Source organism: Bradyrhizobium sp. USDA 3315 (assembly GCF_054056795.1).
Map to the genome: position 1 here is coordinate 9,326,820 of NZ_JBSRYP010000001.1, position 14,708 is coordinate 9,341,527.

Below are 14,708 nucleotides of genomic sequence, written 5' to 3' on the forward strand. Positions count from 1 at the left end.
CACGTGTGCACAGCTTTCTGCGGCCGCAATTCGTTCTAGCCATGCGCCTGCAGCCCCACAAACGCGCGACAAACGACGCACATCTTTACTCACCCTACCTTGATTTTAATTGCTCTGGAGCAACGCCGTGGAACTTGATCCTTCCAATTCACGCATACAAGACCTGACGCATCGCATCGACTTGCAACTGGACATCGTTGCCACCCTCGTCGGCGCGGAAGGCAACGAGCTCGAAGCAGTCCGACTACTTAATGCACTCACAAACGAAATGATAAACGCGGAGCTAGCCATCGGTCAGCTAAGCGACGCGAGGACCAGTGGCCGCAATGGAGATGGGCAAACAGCGCGAATGTCCCGAGACCGCGGCGTCTATCATCCAGAAGACCTTCAGGTTTTGGGACGCCTGTTCGATCAAGCAGTGGCGGCCTTACCCGAGGCTCTACGCACTCCTGCCAACCAGATGAAGATCGCCACGCTAATTCTGTCGCGTGCAAATGAGTAGATTCCATTTCGTGTTCTTCAGCCGGTGACGACGCCCTACCGAGTACCGCCGCAAGGTTCACGATTTGCAAGATTGGACAGGCTTGTCGTCTCACGAGCGCTTCGCTTCTACTGCCTTGTCCGCATCGCAGTCGATCCGTAAGGCGTTGATCTCCTAGTCGTCGTAACATAGCCTGCGGAGGTTCGGATGAAGGACCGGCGCGTTTTCTGAACAAGGGGCGCTTGAGTGAAGGACGTCGATCGAGATCGTTGGCAAGAATCGCTTTGACCGGGCCGCAGATGCGCGCAGATGTCGATCACCCGCAGGGCAGCAGCATCGAGCCACTGTTGTCCCTAGGATCGGGCGAGCCGGATGATGCCGGCGGAAGGGCGGAAGCCCTGACCGGGTGTGGCGGCGCATCAAGGATCAGGTGGCATAGCGCGGCGGTGACCGGCCGTATCGCGGCGGACATCCTCGCGGATGCGCTCGATGCTCAGCCCGGCAAGATTAGGCGAGGACGCGGTTCAGTCGAAGCAGAAGATTCGTCGAGAAGAAGATTCCGAGCACGATATATCGGGATTGCTCTTCTGCTGCCCAAGATCGCGGAGAGCCATGACGAAGCCGGTTGTTCCTGCCGGGAGGTGTAAGCCACCTCATTGTTTTGTCGAGGGCGCAAGTTCGGCGCGCAGATTGCGTATCGCCTCGTTCGCCAGATGCAAAGTATTCCGCTCGCCGCTCCTTATCGAACATTCCAGGAACGCCCGCAATCGGCTGTGAAGCACTGTCCTGAGATTGTGCGCCAGTAACGGGTCCTTCTCGACAAAGCGCCACGCCTTATCAAAGGCAACGCTCACGAGAACCTCCGGCGCCTGCACTTGCTCAGATGAAATCTGGTCCATCTCAAAACTCCAATCGAAATCTGAATACGAGGGAGTAACTTGTTCAAAGCGAAACCGAGTGCCTCTAACGTATCGCAGCAGGTAAGAGATCGGATCCACGGGTTCGCTCGCGCAGCGAGCTCCTCGCGGCGCTACAACAGGTCTATACAGATGCTTATTGAAGTGCGGATGACCGAGCGCCGTGTTACCCAAGTCAATTCGACCAATTCTGAAGCGCTTGAACGCAAGCATGCGCTGTCGCGCATTTTTTGCTGGATTTCCTGCATTGCTCGATGTCGGTGGTCGCTCAAGCAGTCGAAGGCCGGACTAATCATGGCCAGAGCCGCACTTGGCGAAACGGCCGTGCACCACATTCGAGCTCCGAGCTAAGGAGCGTTCCAACCTCAACATCGTCCGTCTCATCCAATGCCATCTTCAGCGCGCGCTGCGCATTCCGGACACCGCTTGTTTGCTTTCAGACAAATGTCGGCGGCCTGGCCGTCGTTCTCCTGTTCAACGGAGCGCAACGGCTCCGTGGTGTGAGCTTTGCTCCACGCGGGGTCACTCGATCGTTGACCGCGTGCGGGCCGTTGCGACGATCCGGTTCGTATCGTCCCGCAAAGAACTGTGGGGCGTGGTTCGTCATGGGTGCGTACGGTACCGACGGATTCGGTCCTGCCCCCCGCCATCACGATGACCCCCACGTTTGTATGCGCCCCGAGGCGCAGTCGCGGAGGGCGCTGACTTGAGAGAAGTCCCGAAGGTCGCCCTGTGCATCGATCCCGAATGAGAGCCGATTATGCCCGCCAGACCTGTGAAACTCCTCTCGATCGCGCGCGAGAAGTCGGTAGTCAACCGCGTCCGATTAGCGACATACACGTCCGGAAGCTATCGAGTGGTTAGGCAGCCGGGGTTTGTAAAGGCGTACCGTTTTACCCTTCTTGTCGCTCTATGAGTGCCTAGCACGTTAGTTGCTCAGCCATGTATGGCTTGGTTGCTTAATGACGATCCCCGTGATGACCAAGCCACTTCGTGGCGCAACTCGTGCTGATGGCGCTCCGGTCTTCTGCCATCGCTCCGATACGACGTGGCTCAATGCAATCAGCTTTGCGCACGGCCGCAGCTCCCATACCGTTTAGGCGTGTCGAACGATTTACGAAGTGTAGGAGACAATTTTCTTGAGCTTGTCTGATGAGTTCGTCGTTGCTATGCAGGATGTCTTGGTTGACGAGTGATCACACACTGTGGTTCGCCGACGCTTGGATGACTTCGATACCCTTGTTGAATCTGACAACTGCGATGAGTTGCGGCAAATGATCTGCCTTTGGGCCGCCGCCAGGTCCTTGACGCGGCGATCACCAGTTTGAACGCCATGCGCGTAGTGGTAGCGGCGACCAACTGACCTCTGGTGTCCATCGTCCGGTACCGCACGGTCGCGAACACGCCCTCGATGGGTTAGTCGTGCAAGACGCATTTTGTTGCCTGCCCCGGAGCGCTGGCGAAACATTCCGATCTTGGGTAACCACCTTATGCTACGCTCACATCCATCTATACCAATGTCTATTCGAGCTAGCCACGGGGATGATTGGCACGGGACGCGCGCGCAATCATTCTGCTCTTATGGCTATGTATACTCAGGTTCACGCTTTATGCGAGGAGGCGCAGCAAGGCACATCTGACTTTTGTGCACCTGCTACCCTATATTCGCGTTTGATCGATGATCTGAGTCAGCTGAATTTCGCAGACGCAGATGACCGTCGAGCATTTCCTCCGACCCTACACAGCGTATTATCAAAGCATGGGCTATTCGGGCTCACTACATCGACAGAGCACGGTGGGTTAGCTCTTCCCTTGCAAGAGGCCATCGATCTCATCTCCGCCACTGCATCCTTCGATGTCTCGGCTGCCTCTACCCTCGTGATCCATAACTTCCTGGCCTTGCCCTGCATCGAAGCGGCAACGCACATCCCTGAACAAGGGCAGGTCATGTGGGGTGCAACACATGGCGACCTTTGCGCTTTCGCGTTAACAGAACCTGGAGCTGGCTCTGCGCCGCGACATATAGAAGCTTCGGCTTTCATGCACGAAGATAGAGTTCGCGTCTCCGGCCGCAAAATTTGGATCGGCCTCGCTGACTGGGCTCGTTGGATCGTTTGCTTTGCGCGAGCTTCTGGTCCGGATGCGAAAGGCCGCGTCGTTGGCGTACTGGTTGATAGGCAGGCTCCCGGCCTAAAGGTCACTCACGAGCATCGCACACTCGGTCTACGCGGCATTATCCAGAACACCCTTGAGTTCCAGGATGTCGAGCTGCCGAGTGCTTACGTGCTCTCTCGCGATCAAGACGGCTGGGGAGCAGCAGCATCCAGTATGAACCGCGGGCGCATCGGTGTGGCTGCTATGGGTCTTGGAGCCCTTGAGCGCGCTATCCAGGTCGCAGCCTCATATGCAAGCCAACGTCGATTAGGCAAGCTGCGCATGATCGAGAACAGCTATATCGAGCAGTTATTTGGCCAGATGGTACTGCGGCGGGAAGTCGTGAAGGCAATGCTGGGTGCATCCTGCCGTCTTGTCTCAGCGCAGGGCGCGCCGAACGTCCACCTTGCGTCAGCAACGAAGGTTTTGTCGTCGGAGTGGTGCGGGCTCGTCGCTGATCAATGCGTCCAATTGTTAGGTGGCCGTGGTTACGATGAGGGAACGCCTGTAGCTAAGATCTATCGCGACGCTCGCATTCTGCGCATCTTCGAGGGGCCGACCGAGACGCTCCTGTCACATCTCGGCCGCTGCCTTCTCTCTCGAGCCACACGTGACGAAATAGCCGATCTTTTTCTCTCTCTTGGAGCCGCACCAGTCCACGCTGCTGCAATTGAGGAACTCGCTGGGCTCAATGAGGCAGACGGTGCGGTACTAATCTATGCGGGTTGGCTCACTACACTGGGACTGGCACAAGCTGTCATCTCTGCTGGTTGCTTCTCGGCCTCAGATTGTCCCGCGGCTGACCTGATCAGTTCCGAATTGGATATCCTCCGAGCTCGCGCGCCAGCGCGACTGTCTTTCGAGGGCCGCATTCGCGCTAGTAGGACTCTGAATACCTTCCTTCATGACGCAGCTTCTTCCATCCGCTCGCCAGTCCTCACAGACGATTACCTCAAATTGGTCCAGTATGTCTGAAACCCTAACTCGCAAGTGGAGCGAGGGAGGCTGGTCCGACCAACTGCAGGCACTGCCACACGCCGATTTCGCACTTGATCCTCGACCGAGCGCCGCCATACTAACAGATCGGTGATCGCACGTGCTCGAGGCCGCCGGGAGGCGCATCGTGCTACGCGCGCCATCATCAGTCCTGCCTAGACGACCGACCTCCGTCGAATAGCGGGGAACCCTCCTTTGATGTGACGATCATGTTGCCTTGTGCAGCGTTTTCTGCCGAAGCCAAAGCCCAGGGCGCTCGCTTGCTCGTTGCGACACAGTTTGAGACGACGTCTGTTATGAAAAGAGCAACGAGCAAGGCACCGATGACGCCAAGCGTAATGGAGCGCCAAACGAGCCAAAGGCCATCGACGGTAGACCTCTGTTCCGCGAAACGCGTTCTAACGTCGGTCTCAACAGCGGTGAGTTTTTTACCTACTTCTTCATCAGCCTCCCTGATCTTGCCGTTCAACTGTTGCAATGACAACAGCTCGCGCGTCATTCCGCGCACGAGTTCTTTGTCGATGTCTTGAACTGGCGATTTGTCGAATACGTATTTCTTGCCGGATTTTTGATCGATTGAGGCAAACCAGATTTTGAAAAGCCGTTCACCCCTGTCAGTTGCACTGTTGTCGGCCTCGTGTTGAACACTGCGAATATCGGCTGCCTTTGTATCCGGGATCAACGTGGAACCCCAAACGTTGACAGGGCCCTTGAACTTGAAGGGCGTGCGCATTGAAATAAGCGCCATCGCGAAGTGCGGGTGACAACTTCTTCAGTCGTCTCTTGATCGTGCGGTTTGAAAGCGGATTTGTTGGTGCGATCAATGGCGACGCAGAGGTAGAACCTGCCTCTAGAGTTCAGCAATGCCGCGGTGAAAATAACCAATCGGGTAAACCTCTAGCGTCTTCTTCGGCTTACTGCAGCGCCCACCGAAATCTGACGCATGGTTCGATTCAACCGATTTCTTCCGAAACAATGTTGTGCTGCAGTTACAGCAATCCGCGATGATCTTGTTAAGACCCGCGGTGCCGGGGGGCATCGAAAGGAACGACACTCGAATGAAGAATTTGCTGATTCTGACGGCAAGCATCGGCGCACTCAGTGCGGCTGCTCCCGCGTTTGGCGCGGACTTCGCCGCGCAGCCCGTCAACATCAAGGCGCCCCCGCCGACGATCGTAGCTACAATCAACGACTGGACCGGTTACTATATCGGTCTCAATGGTGGCTGGGGATCGAGCCACAATTGCTGGGATTTCAACGGCGTCACGCCCGAGGGCTGCCATAATTCGACTGGAGGCACCATCGGCGGCCAGATCGGCTATCGTTGGCAGATATTCAATACGGTCTACGGCATCGAAGGTCAGGGCAACTGGGCCGACTTCAGCGGCTCCAATGTCAGCACCGCCTTCCCGGCAGACATCATTGGCACCAAGACAGATGCGTTCGGCCTGCTGACCGGCCACATCGGCTACGCGTTCAATGCCGTGCTGCTCTACGCCAAGGGCGGGCGCTGCGGTGACAAGCAATACCTATCACATCAACTCTGTGGTCAATGGGGCCCAGATTGCCAGAAACAACGACGTGCGTTGGGGCGGCACGCTCGGCGCCGGTATCGAAGTCAGCCTCACGCCAAGTTGGTCCGCCGGCGTCGAGTATGACCACTTGTTCATGCAGGGCAGCAACGTATCCTTCCCAACAGCCGTTGGTGGCGATCGCGTCCACCAGGACGTCGATCTCATCACGGCACGGCTGAATTACAAGTTCAGCCCGGCATTTGGTAGATAGTGACCTCCACGCGCTTGCTATGGTCAATCGAGAACCCCGACGGTCGATCGGGGTTCTTTCTTCAAGCGCTCCTCTTAATCAATCATCACCCCTGCCTCACTTTCCAGTTCGTGCAACTAGGTGATTGGCCGGATCATACGCATCGCCGGGCTCCAACATTGCGATCCAAGTCAGTCGATCGGGCACGTTGTCGGTGGTTACGGCGCATTCACAACCTGACGCAGTGTCAGATTTCAACTTTCTTGTCCCAACGCAGCGTTGCGTCTGCAGTTCCGGTAAAAATAGAGCGGGCCGCGACTTGCCAGACGCTGCGAGCAACAGTTTAGCCAATTGGGGCTTGCTTCCAATCGAGGAGGAATTCAAAGAACATTGAGGCGGATTGCCATAACGATCGCTTGGAGCCGGCTGGTCGCGCCCAGCTTTCGCATCGCATTCTTGATATGAAAATTGACTGTATTCTCGCTGATTTCCAGGATCATCCCGATTTCCCATGACGATTTTCCTTCTGCCACCCACCGCATGCAGCTGATCTCACGCTGCGACAGTGCCACTTTTTTCTCACCACCATTGTTGCAGGGACGTGCGATCTCGCCATAGGCGCTGTGAAAGTGACTGGCCAATGCGTTGAGATGACCGATGCGGTCCTGCGGATCCGCATCTTCGGATGGAGACGCAAACGACACGACCGATACCCGGCCCAAGGGCCCAAACAACGGTACGCTTATGCCATGCTTCAGGCCTGCCTCTCTGGCCTCATCCAGGACACGTCTCTCGTCGGGATGAAGTTGATAGTGCTCAGCGAGCTGATCCCACAAAAATGGCCGCGACAGCATCGGCGTCCGCCGGACCACTGGATCGATGGTGTGGTACTTGCGTTTGAAGTATCGGTCGCACCAGTCTGGCGGCCATTTTACGGCCACGGTCGGGGGTGGATACTCCGCCAGGCGAAGTGGCTCGACGAAGTTGAGGGCGCCGTAAGCAACTTCACTGAAGCCCTCCTCCGTGGCGCAGCTGACAAGAAGCTCGAACAGCGCTCTGAGCGAATGCGTTTGGTTTGCGCATTCAGTGAAGCTGAAGAGATCCATGTTGCGCGGCCCGGGACACCGGTCAACGTCGGTGTCCCTGCGTTCAATTGCGCTTGTTTCAGGCGGAGCCAAGTTCCATTCCATGACCTGAACCCTGGGTTTGCTCTTTGCGAAGTCTGGAGCGCTCGTACGCTGCCTCAGATGCCATTCCCGAATTCGTTGTTCTGCCGCCGACTGCGATGGCGTGATCGTCTCCGTCAAACAGCTGCGGCGTCGACCGCTATCCCTCGTCTGAGGCTGAACGGCATGCCGCAACCGCAACGCCGGTCCCCATCAATGTGATCTGTCCGATCCGCCGACGACGCACTGGCGACCTCGAGGATCCCCAGTGTTGTCCGTGTTGACGGTCTGGGCCCGCGATGCAGATTGACGCTGAATTAACCCAGGAGTGTCCGCGCTGACGGAGAGTCTCACGGTGGTCCGACGTGCGCGGGCAACCGATCGGAGGCGATCCGACCAACGCCGCTGGCCATACGGACCAAGCAGCACCGCCGGCCACGACGTGGGCGCGGGTCAGATTAAACTGTGCGAACCCGAAGTTCGGCCTGAACGAGACGCTGCGCCGTCCGAAGCGCCAGCGCGAGAGGACCCGAGGCGCTGAACTTCGCGATCGTGAGCTAGAGCAGGCCGGCTCGCCTAGCGGTGTCGGGTTCCGCGCGTGCGATATCGGCTTCGATGCTCTGCTTGCTGGCGAGGATGCCAGGAGCGTCATTTTTCATCCCAATCTTGCGGATTGGCATCGCTGAGCCTTGGCCGAGCCTTCGCTCTTCGACGCTGTCGAGGACGCAATCGATGCGCGACATGCAACAGTCGCGGCAAGAGGCAACCGCCCGGCATCAATGCCCGGCCTTTGAGGGCTTCCGCCGCGCAGGTTCGGTGTGAATGAATCGACGGGGCACGTGGTGATGGCACCAGAGGCACAACGGGCGGTACGCGCAGTCGCGAGATCTGCTCGATGCAGAGGACACTTTGCATGCGCGTCTCCAGAAGTGAGAGGACCTCGGATCCGACCAGCAAGTGTCGTACCAATTGTTGGGTTCGCTGATTCGACCGTCTAGACACGGCTCGACGGGACCGAGGTCGGTTCCTGCGTATGACATTGAAGCAATCGTGACATCGGGAGGAAACGCGACAACGCCATTTGCGCAAGCCGCCGCACCGGTTGATCTAGATCCACGAGTGCAGCTCTCCACGACGGCCGACTCGAGGCGCTCTTGTCCTCCAACTCGTCGGTACGCCAGGCACCAACGCTTGACTGAAAACACGGCGACTTACCAATCACAGACGACGACAAGGCCGGTCCCGATGGGTCGCAACCAACCGTGCAGTGCAACGGCTCGGAATGCAAGCGCGTATGTCAAGAGCCGAAAGCACTGTGGAAGTGCCGCGCCGGTCTCATTGTCGACTCGCTTCGTCAACTATGTCGAGGGCACCTTGGTGAAGACGGTCTGCACGCTTTCGCAATTAGTTCTGAGCAAGTAGTCCGTCCTTGCGGCCTGCTGGTCTGGAGCCGTTAGAGTAACGTGCTGAGCGCCGAAAAAAACAATCGAAACAGTTGTGAATTGGTGGAGCGGCTTAAGTTCGGCGCCGCCAGGCGCCCCGACGCACTTTGCCGGGGTTGGAAGTGCGCCGGGCCCGCCCCAACACCATCAGTACATCCGTGATGATGCTTACGCCAATGAGACAAGCAGCGTGGCGGAATTGAGGCTCATACATTCTTTTAACGTCGAGTCCAAAATGTTTTCATCGCGGGTCCAAGGATCTTGAATCTCACGCAGCGTCAAGTTGTACGATCTCGCACTTGGCGGCTTCATCGAAGAACATTTCTTGTCCGTGACATCACCAGCTTGCAAGGTGATGCATCCTGCTCGTGGCGCCTGCGGGAGCGGTGACGCCATGGCGAAGGTAAGCGGCGCGAAGCCAATCGTCTTTGGATGAACGACTGACACTGCGCGCAAGTTAGTTGAGGGACGTCTAGCCGCTGAAGCCGTGCTCATATGAAAGATTTACTCTTTGAGCGAGCATCAAATGATTGCCAGCGAGTACTCCCGTTCTCAGACGCTAGGCGCCTGGTGGCATCGAGAACGCGAATTAGATTTGAAAACGAAAGTGGGATTATTGACATAACGCAAAGACAAAAGAAGGCGCATCGGTCAGCTTCATGTTGTATGAGCATGGAAAGTTTAAGTCTTGCAGACCTCGCTTCTGACCAAATATTGCGATGCACGCTTGCCTTGGTATACCATCTATCCGACCGTACCTGATTTCTCCGCGACCGTAGCTGCCGAGACCTGTGAGATATGGTTGAGGCGGCTGCCGCCCGACGAACCCGTCTCGCTCTATCTCCACATTCCGTTCTGCCGATCAATCTGCTGGTATTGCGGTTTCCCGACAAACCTCACTCGCAGCGAGCGACCGATTCACGATTTTGTTGCGATGCTGAGCGAGGAAATTCGTTTGGTCGCAGAGCAAGCGCCGTGCGCCCTGCCCGTGAACGACGTACATTTTGGCGGCGGAACGCCGACTACGATCGCTCCAGCCGATTTCCTCGCCCTGATGGAGCTCCTACGCCGCTGCTTCACCTTCATCGAATCGGCAAGCATCGCCATCGAGATCGACCCGCGCGCGTTCACGGCCGAGATGGCCGAGACCTTGGGTGCAGCCGGCGTGAGCCGCGCGAGCATCGGCGTGCAAAGCTTCGACCCCGTGGTTCAAAGGGCTGTCAATCGGCTTCAAAGCGAGGCGCAGACGGCTTCTGCCGTCGAACGCCTTCGCCAGCATGGAATAAGCCGTATCAACTTCGACCTTCTCTTCGGACTGCCGCATCAGACGGTGCAGTCCTGTGTGAACTCCGCGAGGACGGCGGTCGCCATGCGACCCGACCGGCTTGCGGTTTTCAGCTACGCCCACGTTCCCTCCTATATGAAACGTCAGCGCCAGATCGACGAGGCCGCGCTGCCGGACAATATTGCCCGCGCCGAGCAAGCCGCGGCCGTGGCAGATACGCTGGTCTCCGCTGGCTACCACCAAATCGGGCTCGACCATTTCGTCCTGCCGGACGACGAGCTCGCGCTGGCCCAAAAAAACGGTCGGCTACGGCGCAACTCGTTGGGCTATTCGGCCGACACCTGTAAAACCGTGATCGGCTTTGGTCCGTCAGCCATCGGCCGTCTCCGTGACGGCTACGTCCAGAACGAGGTCGCAACAGCTTCCTATAACCAGCACATCAGAGCAGGCCGTCTGGCAACAGCAAAGGGCTGCTGTCTCACTGATGAAGACCGGCTCCGGGCTGCAATTATCGATCGCCTGATGTGCGATTTGGAGGCCGACATGCCGGCAATCTGTGCCGCTCACGGATTTGATCCGATCGCTCTTCTCGATTCGGCTGATCGCTTGGGAATGCTCGCCGAGGATGGGGTAGTGGACATCGAAGAGGGTCTCGTCCGTATCAAGCAGGAGCACCGTTTTCTTATCCGCTCTGTTGCTGCCGCATTCGATGCTTATCTCGACCGCACCCCCTATTAGGAAGGCTGCCACGAGCTATCGCCGCGACATTCGCTCGACGGAAAACTAAAAACCTCTCAAATGCTCCGGATACGCTGACAACTGGCTTTGCAGAAGACCCAACGAAAGTTCGGCGGTGGAATTCATTCGTTGAAGATGTTGCTTTCCGACCCGGCAGGCTCGCTGACGTGGTCAGAAACCTGCCCGCATTCCTGATGTCTCACGCGCCGACGGCATGGTCGCTCGGTGAGACAGGATCAGCCTGACTGGGCAGGCCGCCGGCTGCCAAACGTGGGAGGCTCCCGCGCAGCAGCCTGAGGCCTCAAGGCTCGCCTGTCTTCTGTCCTGCAATCACTGGCGCGCCTCCGACGGAAACGGGCCCCTGTGGTTTGGACCGCTCGATGCGCTTCTTGGCCGGGCTCGAAGTAGCTTGCGCGGGCGAAGAAGTAACGGAGGGGGCAGAAGGGGCAGGTGCTGGATGTTGCAGAGAATCGATCCGCGAAGTCAGCACGGTGATCTGGTCCAGGATCCCTCTCAGGTCCTGCCGCTGAGCATCGATTTGACGGTTGAGCTCTGCAATGTCGTCGCTGGTCTTCTGCTACATCCAATGTATCTCGGTCAGGGACGCCCTGTCCACCGGCGGCAGGCCCACCGGCGAATCGGCGGGCCCGGCTGCCGGCGTCTCGACAAATCCTGCGAGGCTCCCCCCAAAATGGGCTGCCGCCGCACACAAGCCGACGAAGACAACCAAAAACATCAAACCCCAGCGAATGCGGCCTGACGAGCCATATAAGAGCGGCCGCAAGTCCGAAGCGGCCGCCTGATCAATCATCTGCATCGTCCCCTGCCCGACGTCCCCGTTTTGATCGGCTTGTCTCGTTGACGCGAGAACTCGCGATACTTACGCATCCCAGCCAACCGCAGCCGCCGACAACATCATTCTTCACAAACTCGCCGATCGGTTGCCCCCTTGGCCTCGATGAAGCGGCCCGTCTTGACCGAGGCAAAGCGAACACTTTACGCGGAGCTAATCCATCATAGAGCTCGCGGTAAGCAATAGTTCTCGCCTTCGAGGGCCATAGCGCAGCATTTTCGCATCATTCAGCAGAACCTTGCAGGTTTTCTTGTCTTGCCGGCGCCTGATGCGAACCGGCCGCTATTCCTTCAAGGTCTGAATCTCAGCTTTCGCGCTGCAACTTCACGGCTTGCTGCCGCGTAAAGGCGCGACAGCTGGCGCTCAAGTCACCTTGCCATTGGAGCGGCAAGCGCTGGACATGGCCAACTACCAGTTCTGGCAGGTTGATCGAGACGACGGACATATGGCAAGCGTGGCCGAAACGAACGCTGCGGGATCACAGGTCCAGGAACTAGGAATGCACCATTTGGCCATGCCAATGGAGCGTACGGAGTTAGCAACTGCCCGCCCACAGCCACCAAAGCAGCTCGACGCCTAATTCCTCTGATCTCATGGGCCATCATCATGAACGTTGTGACGCGATCGCTGCGCGAAGAGATTCCAAGGCTCTCTGGAAATCGCGGTCGTCGATCGTTTCGCCCTTCGCAGACGACCCTACCAAGACAGCTTCATGAAGCCACGGCGCTGGCTTGGCCAGCTTTGCATTCCAGTGGCCGCCATTTCGTCGAGAACGGCCTCTTCGAGCGGGATGCTCGGCACAACTGCAGTCCTCTGCCCCATAGTGTAGCAGGGTCGAGGCTCGCAATGTCTTGACGGCGAGGACAGCTGAGGCTCCGCGCGCTCGCTGCCAGCGGTTCTCGTCCAGCCAGCAAGCGCTGATCACTCTCGGCAAATCCGGCCTGATGCACAACAAGGTGCAGACCAGATCGTTCTCGCGTTTACGGGCGAAGAGGTTCGGCGAGTCAAGCGGATCTCGCTGATAGACGAACCGCCTTTGCCCGTGAGACGTCGCGCCTTTTGTCCTTAGACGCCAAGACTTGGGAAGTCCGTTCTGGGCCATCAAGGCCGGTTTTCAATTCATGCATGGCTCGCAAAACAAGGACGCGAAGAACACTGTGGGTGATTGCTTTGATGCGGTGACGACGCCTCAGACATCTTCGGCTACGGCAGCACTTGCCTGCAGCTTGCGATCAAGCGAGAAGAAACCGCGACTTGCCGTCGCACTTTCTCTCGCGGCTTGTTTGATGGGCCCCCCTGTTTTGGCACAAACTGCTGAAGAGACTGGTCCCAAAAGCAGCGCTGTGGGCCAAGCCACTAAGAGAAGAACGCCAGGAGCTCACGACATGTCCACAAAGCTCCGGATCGGCGTGGTCAATCAGCCAGTTCGAACGGCGCTGGCATCAGCTCCCAACCTGTCTCTCATAAAGCGCAGCAGCACCGATCGGGTTGTTCAGACGCAAACGCGAAAGACGATCGACCCCTTCGCACGCTTCGATACTTTCCGAGAAAAAGGGATCTGGCTCACCATACCCGGCCCTGCCGATACGATTATTCAGGACAGGGATGGCGTTAGATCCGCGCTGGCGGACGTCGGGATCGGCTATATCGGCTGGACGCACAACACGTTTGCCAACAACCAGCTGCCGAATGCGGCCAGAAGCAGTATCGCCAACCAACTCTACATGGGGCAGAATCCGACGTTTGCTACGGCGAACTTCATGATCGTCACCTACGATCTCAGCCGGCTTGGCATTCCCGATGGCCAGATTGTCGTGGGAGCCGAGCAGCAATACTGGACATGGAAGCGCCCGGGACCGGATAGAGTGGGGCTAAATACACTCGCCTATTATCAAACTTTCCTCGACAGGAAATTCGAACTCAAACTTGGCTATCTCAGAAACCAGAATGAGTTCACCGGCACATTGTTCGGAGGGATCTCAGGATCAAACATGTTTGCCTTGTTCCAGGCAGGCATGAGCACTAACGCCGCTCCCACGCCCGCCATCAACCTTAAGTACAATTTTGATGATCGCTGGTACAACAAAGTCTCCGTGCAGCGCTCCATCAGTCCAGATGGTCCTTATGCGCAGATAACCGAGAATCCAACCGGCCTGAACTGGAGCACGGCCAATACAGGCATTCTTTTCGTTGACGAACTTGGCTACAAGAGCAAGGCCGCTCCCGGCGTACCCGACACGTGGCTGCGGGCGGGCATTGGCTTCAACAATAGCCGCTACAAGAATCTAGCGGATCTGGATCAACAAAGGGAGAGCGGGAATAACTTTCATTACGTCGCTGCTGACAGGCAGCTCTGGCAGAGTGATGTCGAGGGGACGCCATCTCGCGGCATCTATGGCGGATTCTCCATCATGGGAGCTCCGTCTGACTTGAACCGGATCAGCCGGTATTACGAGCTTCGGCTGTATGCGAAGGGACCTTTTGATAGTCGTCCCAGTGATCTGATGGCTCTTGTCGCCACCAACACCGCCTGGAGCAAGTTTGCAGTGGATGCCGCCGTGGCAAAAGGACAGCTTGCGCATCGCGATACCACTGCAATTACGGGAACATACACCGCGCATCTCGCCCCGGGTGTGTATGCAACCGTCGGACTGTCATACGTGCATAACCCGACCAGCGTCACACACACGCCCCAAACGGAGCACGCCCTCAATCTTCTGGTGTCTACGCTGATATTCTTCTAGTCATCGAGGATGCACACCAATTCGGCTTCCCAGTCCTCGGTTTTAAAAATAGGTAATGCGTCAGTTTGAATTTCAAATTGAGGCATTACCAAAAATTACGTGCTACTTCTGTCAACGCGTCGGCTGGAGGCTGCGAAGAGCGAACCGGGAGCCGGCTCTCGGATGATC

General features: G+C 57.4%; 9 protein-coding genes and 1 pseudogene. 5 read left to right on the top strand and 5 right to left on the bottom strand.

Annotated features, from left to right (window positions below; genetic code table 11):
• Positions 1-127 precede the first annotated feature (127 nt).
• Positions 128-502 (top strand): NolY, encoded by a 375-nt coding sequence (locus ACVIYL_RS43460; RefSeq protein ID WP_310880987.1) that lies wholly within the window; start codon positions 128-130, stop codon positions 500-502.
• A 632-nt stretch (positions 503-1,134) separates the two neighbouring features.
• Here ACVIYL_RS43460 and ACVIYL_RS43465 read toward each other — a convergent pair.
• A complete protein-coding gene (locus tag ACVIYL_RS43465) occupies positions 1,135-1,380 on the bottom strand; it encodes a hypothetical protein (RefSeq protein WP_310880988.1) in 246 nt (81 codons plus the stop codon).
• A 1,605-nt stretch (positions 1,381-2,985) separates the two neighbouring features.
• On the opposite strand from ACVIYL_RS43465, the gene ACVIYL_RS43470 reads away from it, so the two are divergent.
• Positions 2,986-4,527 (top strand): acyl-CoA dehydrogenase family protein, encoded by a 1,542-nt coding sequence (locus tag ACVIYL_RS43470; RefSeq protein WP_375166719.1) that lies wholly within the window; start codon positions 2,986-2,988, stop codon positions 4,525-4,527.
• A gap of 166 nt (positions 4,528-4,693) precedes the next feature.
• Here ACVIYL_RS43470 and ACVIYL_RS43475 read toward each other — a convergent pair whose 3' ends face one another.
• Positions 4,694-5,281, bottom strand: a complete 588-nt coding sequence (locus tag ACVIYL_RS43475) for a hypothetical protein (protein WP_456781561.1) — start codon at positions 5,279-5,281, stop codon at positions 4,694-4,696.
• A gap of 325 nt (positions 5,282-5,606) precedes the next feature.
• Here ACVIYL_RS43475 and ACVIYL_RS43480 point away from each other — a divergent pair.
• A pseudogene (locus ACVIYL_RS43480) lies at positions 5,607-6,333 on the top strand (outer membrane protein).
• A gap of 359 nt (positions 6,334-6,692) precedes the next feature.
• Here ACVIYL_RS43480 and ACVIYL_RS43485 read toward each other — a convergent pair.
• Positions 6,693-7,418 (bottom strand): helix-turn-helix transcriptional regulator, encoded by a 726-nt coding sequence (locus tag ACVIYL_RS43485; protein WP_310880993.1) that lies wholly within the window; start codon positions 7,416-7,418, stop codon positions 6,693-6,695.
• Between the two features lie 617 nt (positions 7,419-8,035).
• Positions 8,036-8,221, bottom strand: a complete 186-nt coding sequence (locus tag ACVIYL_RS43490) for a hypothetical protein (protein ID WP_310880994.1) — start codon at positions 8,219-8,221, stop codon at positions 8,036-8,038.
• A 1,387-nt stretch (positions 8,222-9,608) separates the two neighbouring features.
• Between ACVIYL_RS43490 and hemN the strand changes: the two genes are divergently transcribed.
• Complete coding sequence (gene hemN, locus ACVIYL_RS43495) at positions 9,609-10,943, top strand: oxygen-independent coproporphyrinogen III oxidase (protein WP_456781562.1); 1,335 nt, start codon at positions 9,609-9,611, stop codon at positions 10,941-10,943.
• 577 nt (positions 10,944-11,520) lie between these two features.
• On the opposite strand, the gene ACVIYL_RS43500 is transcribed toward hemN, so the two are convergent.
• Positions 11,521-11,760: a hypothetical protein gene (locus tag ACVIYL_RS43500; protein WP_456781563.1), complete on the bottom strand. Its 240-nt coding sequence runs from the start codon at positions 11,758-11,760 to the stop codon at positions 11,521-11,523.
• A 1,421-nt stretch (positions 11,761-13,181) separates the two neighbouring features.
• Here ACVIYL_RS43500 and ACVIYL_RS43505 point away from each other — a divergent pair.
• Positions 13,182-14,540 (top strand): carbohydrate porin, encoded by a 1,359-nt coding sequence (locus ACVIYL_RS43505; RefSeq protein WP_456781564.1) that lies wholly within the window; start codon positions 13,182-13,184, stop codon positions 14,538-14,540.
• The last annotated feature ends 168 nt before the right edge of the window (positions 14,541-14,708 follow it).

Bases quoted from the DNA above. Each gene is read 5' to 3' on its own strand.
- ACVIYL_RS43465 (WP_310880988.1), bottom strand. From the start codon at position 1,380: ATGGACCAGATTTCATCTGAGCAAGTGCAGGCGCCGGAGGTTCTCGTG.
- ACVIYL_RS43485 (WP_310880993.1), bottom strand. From the start codon at position 7,418: ATGGATCTCTTCAGCTTCACTGAATGCGCAAACCAAACGCATTCGCTC.
- ACVIYL_RS43475 (WP_456781561.1), bottom strand. From the start codon at position 5,281: ATGCGCACGCCCTTCAAGTTCAAGGGCCCTGTCAACGTTTGGGGTTCC.
- ACVIYL_RS43505 (WP_456781564.1), top strand. From the start codon at position 13,182: ATGTCCACAAAGCTCCGGATCGGCGTGGTCAATCAGCCAGTTCGAACG.
- ACVIYL_RS43470 (WP_375166719.1), top strand. From the start codon at position 2,986: ATGTATACTCAGGTTCACGCTTTATGCGAGGAGGCGCAGCAAGGCACA.
- ACVIYL_RS43500 (WP_456781563.1), bottom strand. From the start codon at position 11,760: ATGCAGATGATTGATCAGGCGGCCGCTTCGGACTTGCGGCCGCTCTTA.
- ACVIYL_RS43490 (WP_310880994.1), bottom strand. From the start codon at position 8,221: ATGTCGCGCATCGATTGCGTCCTCGACAGCGTCGAAGAGCGAAGGCTC.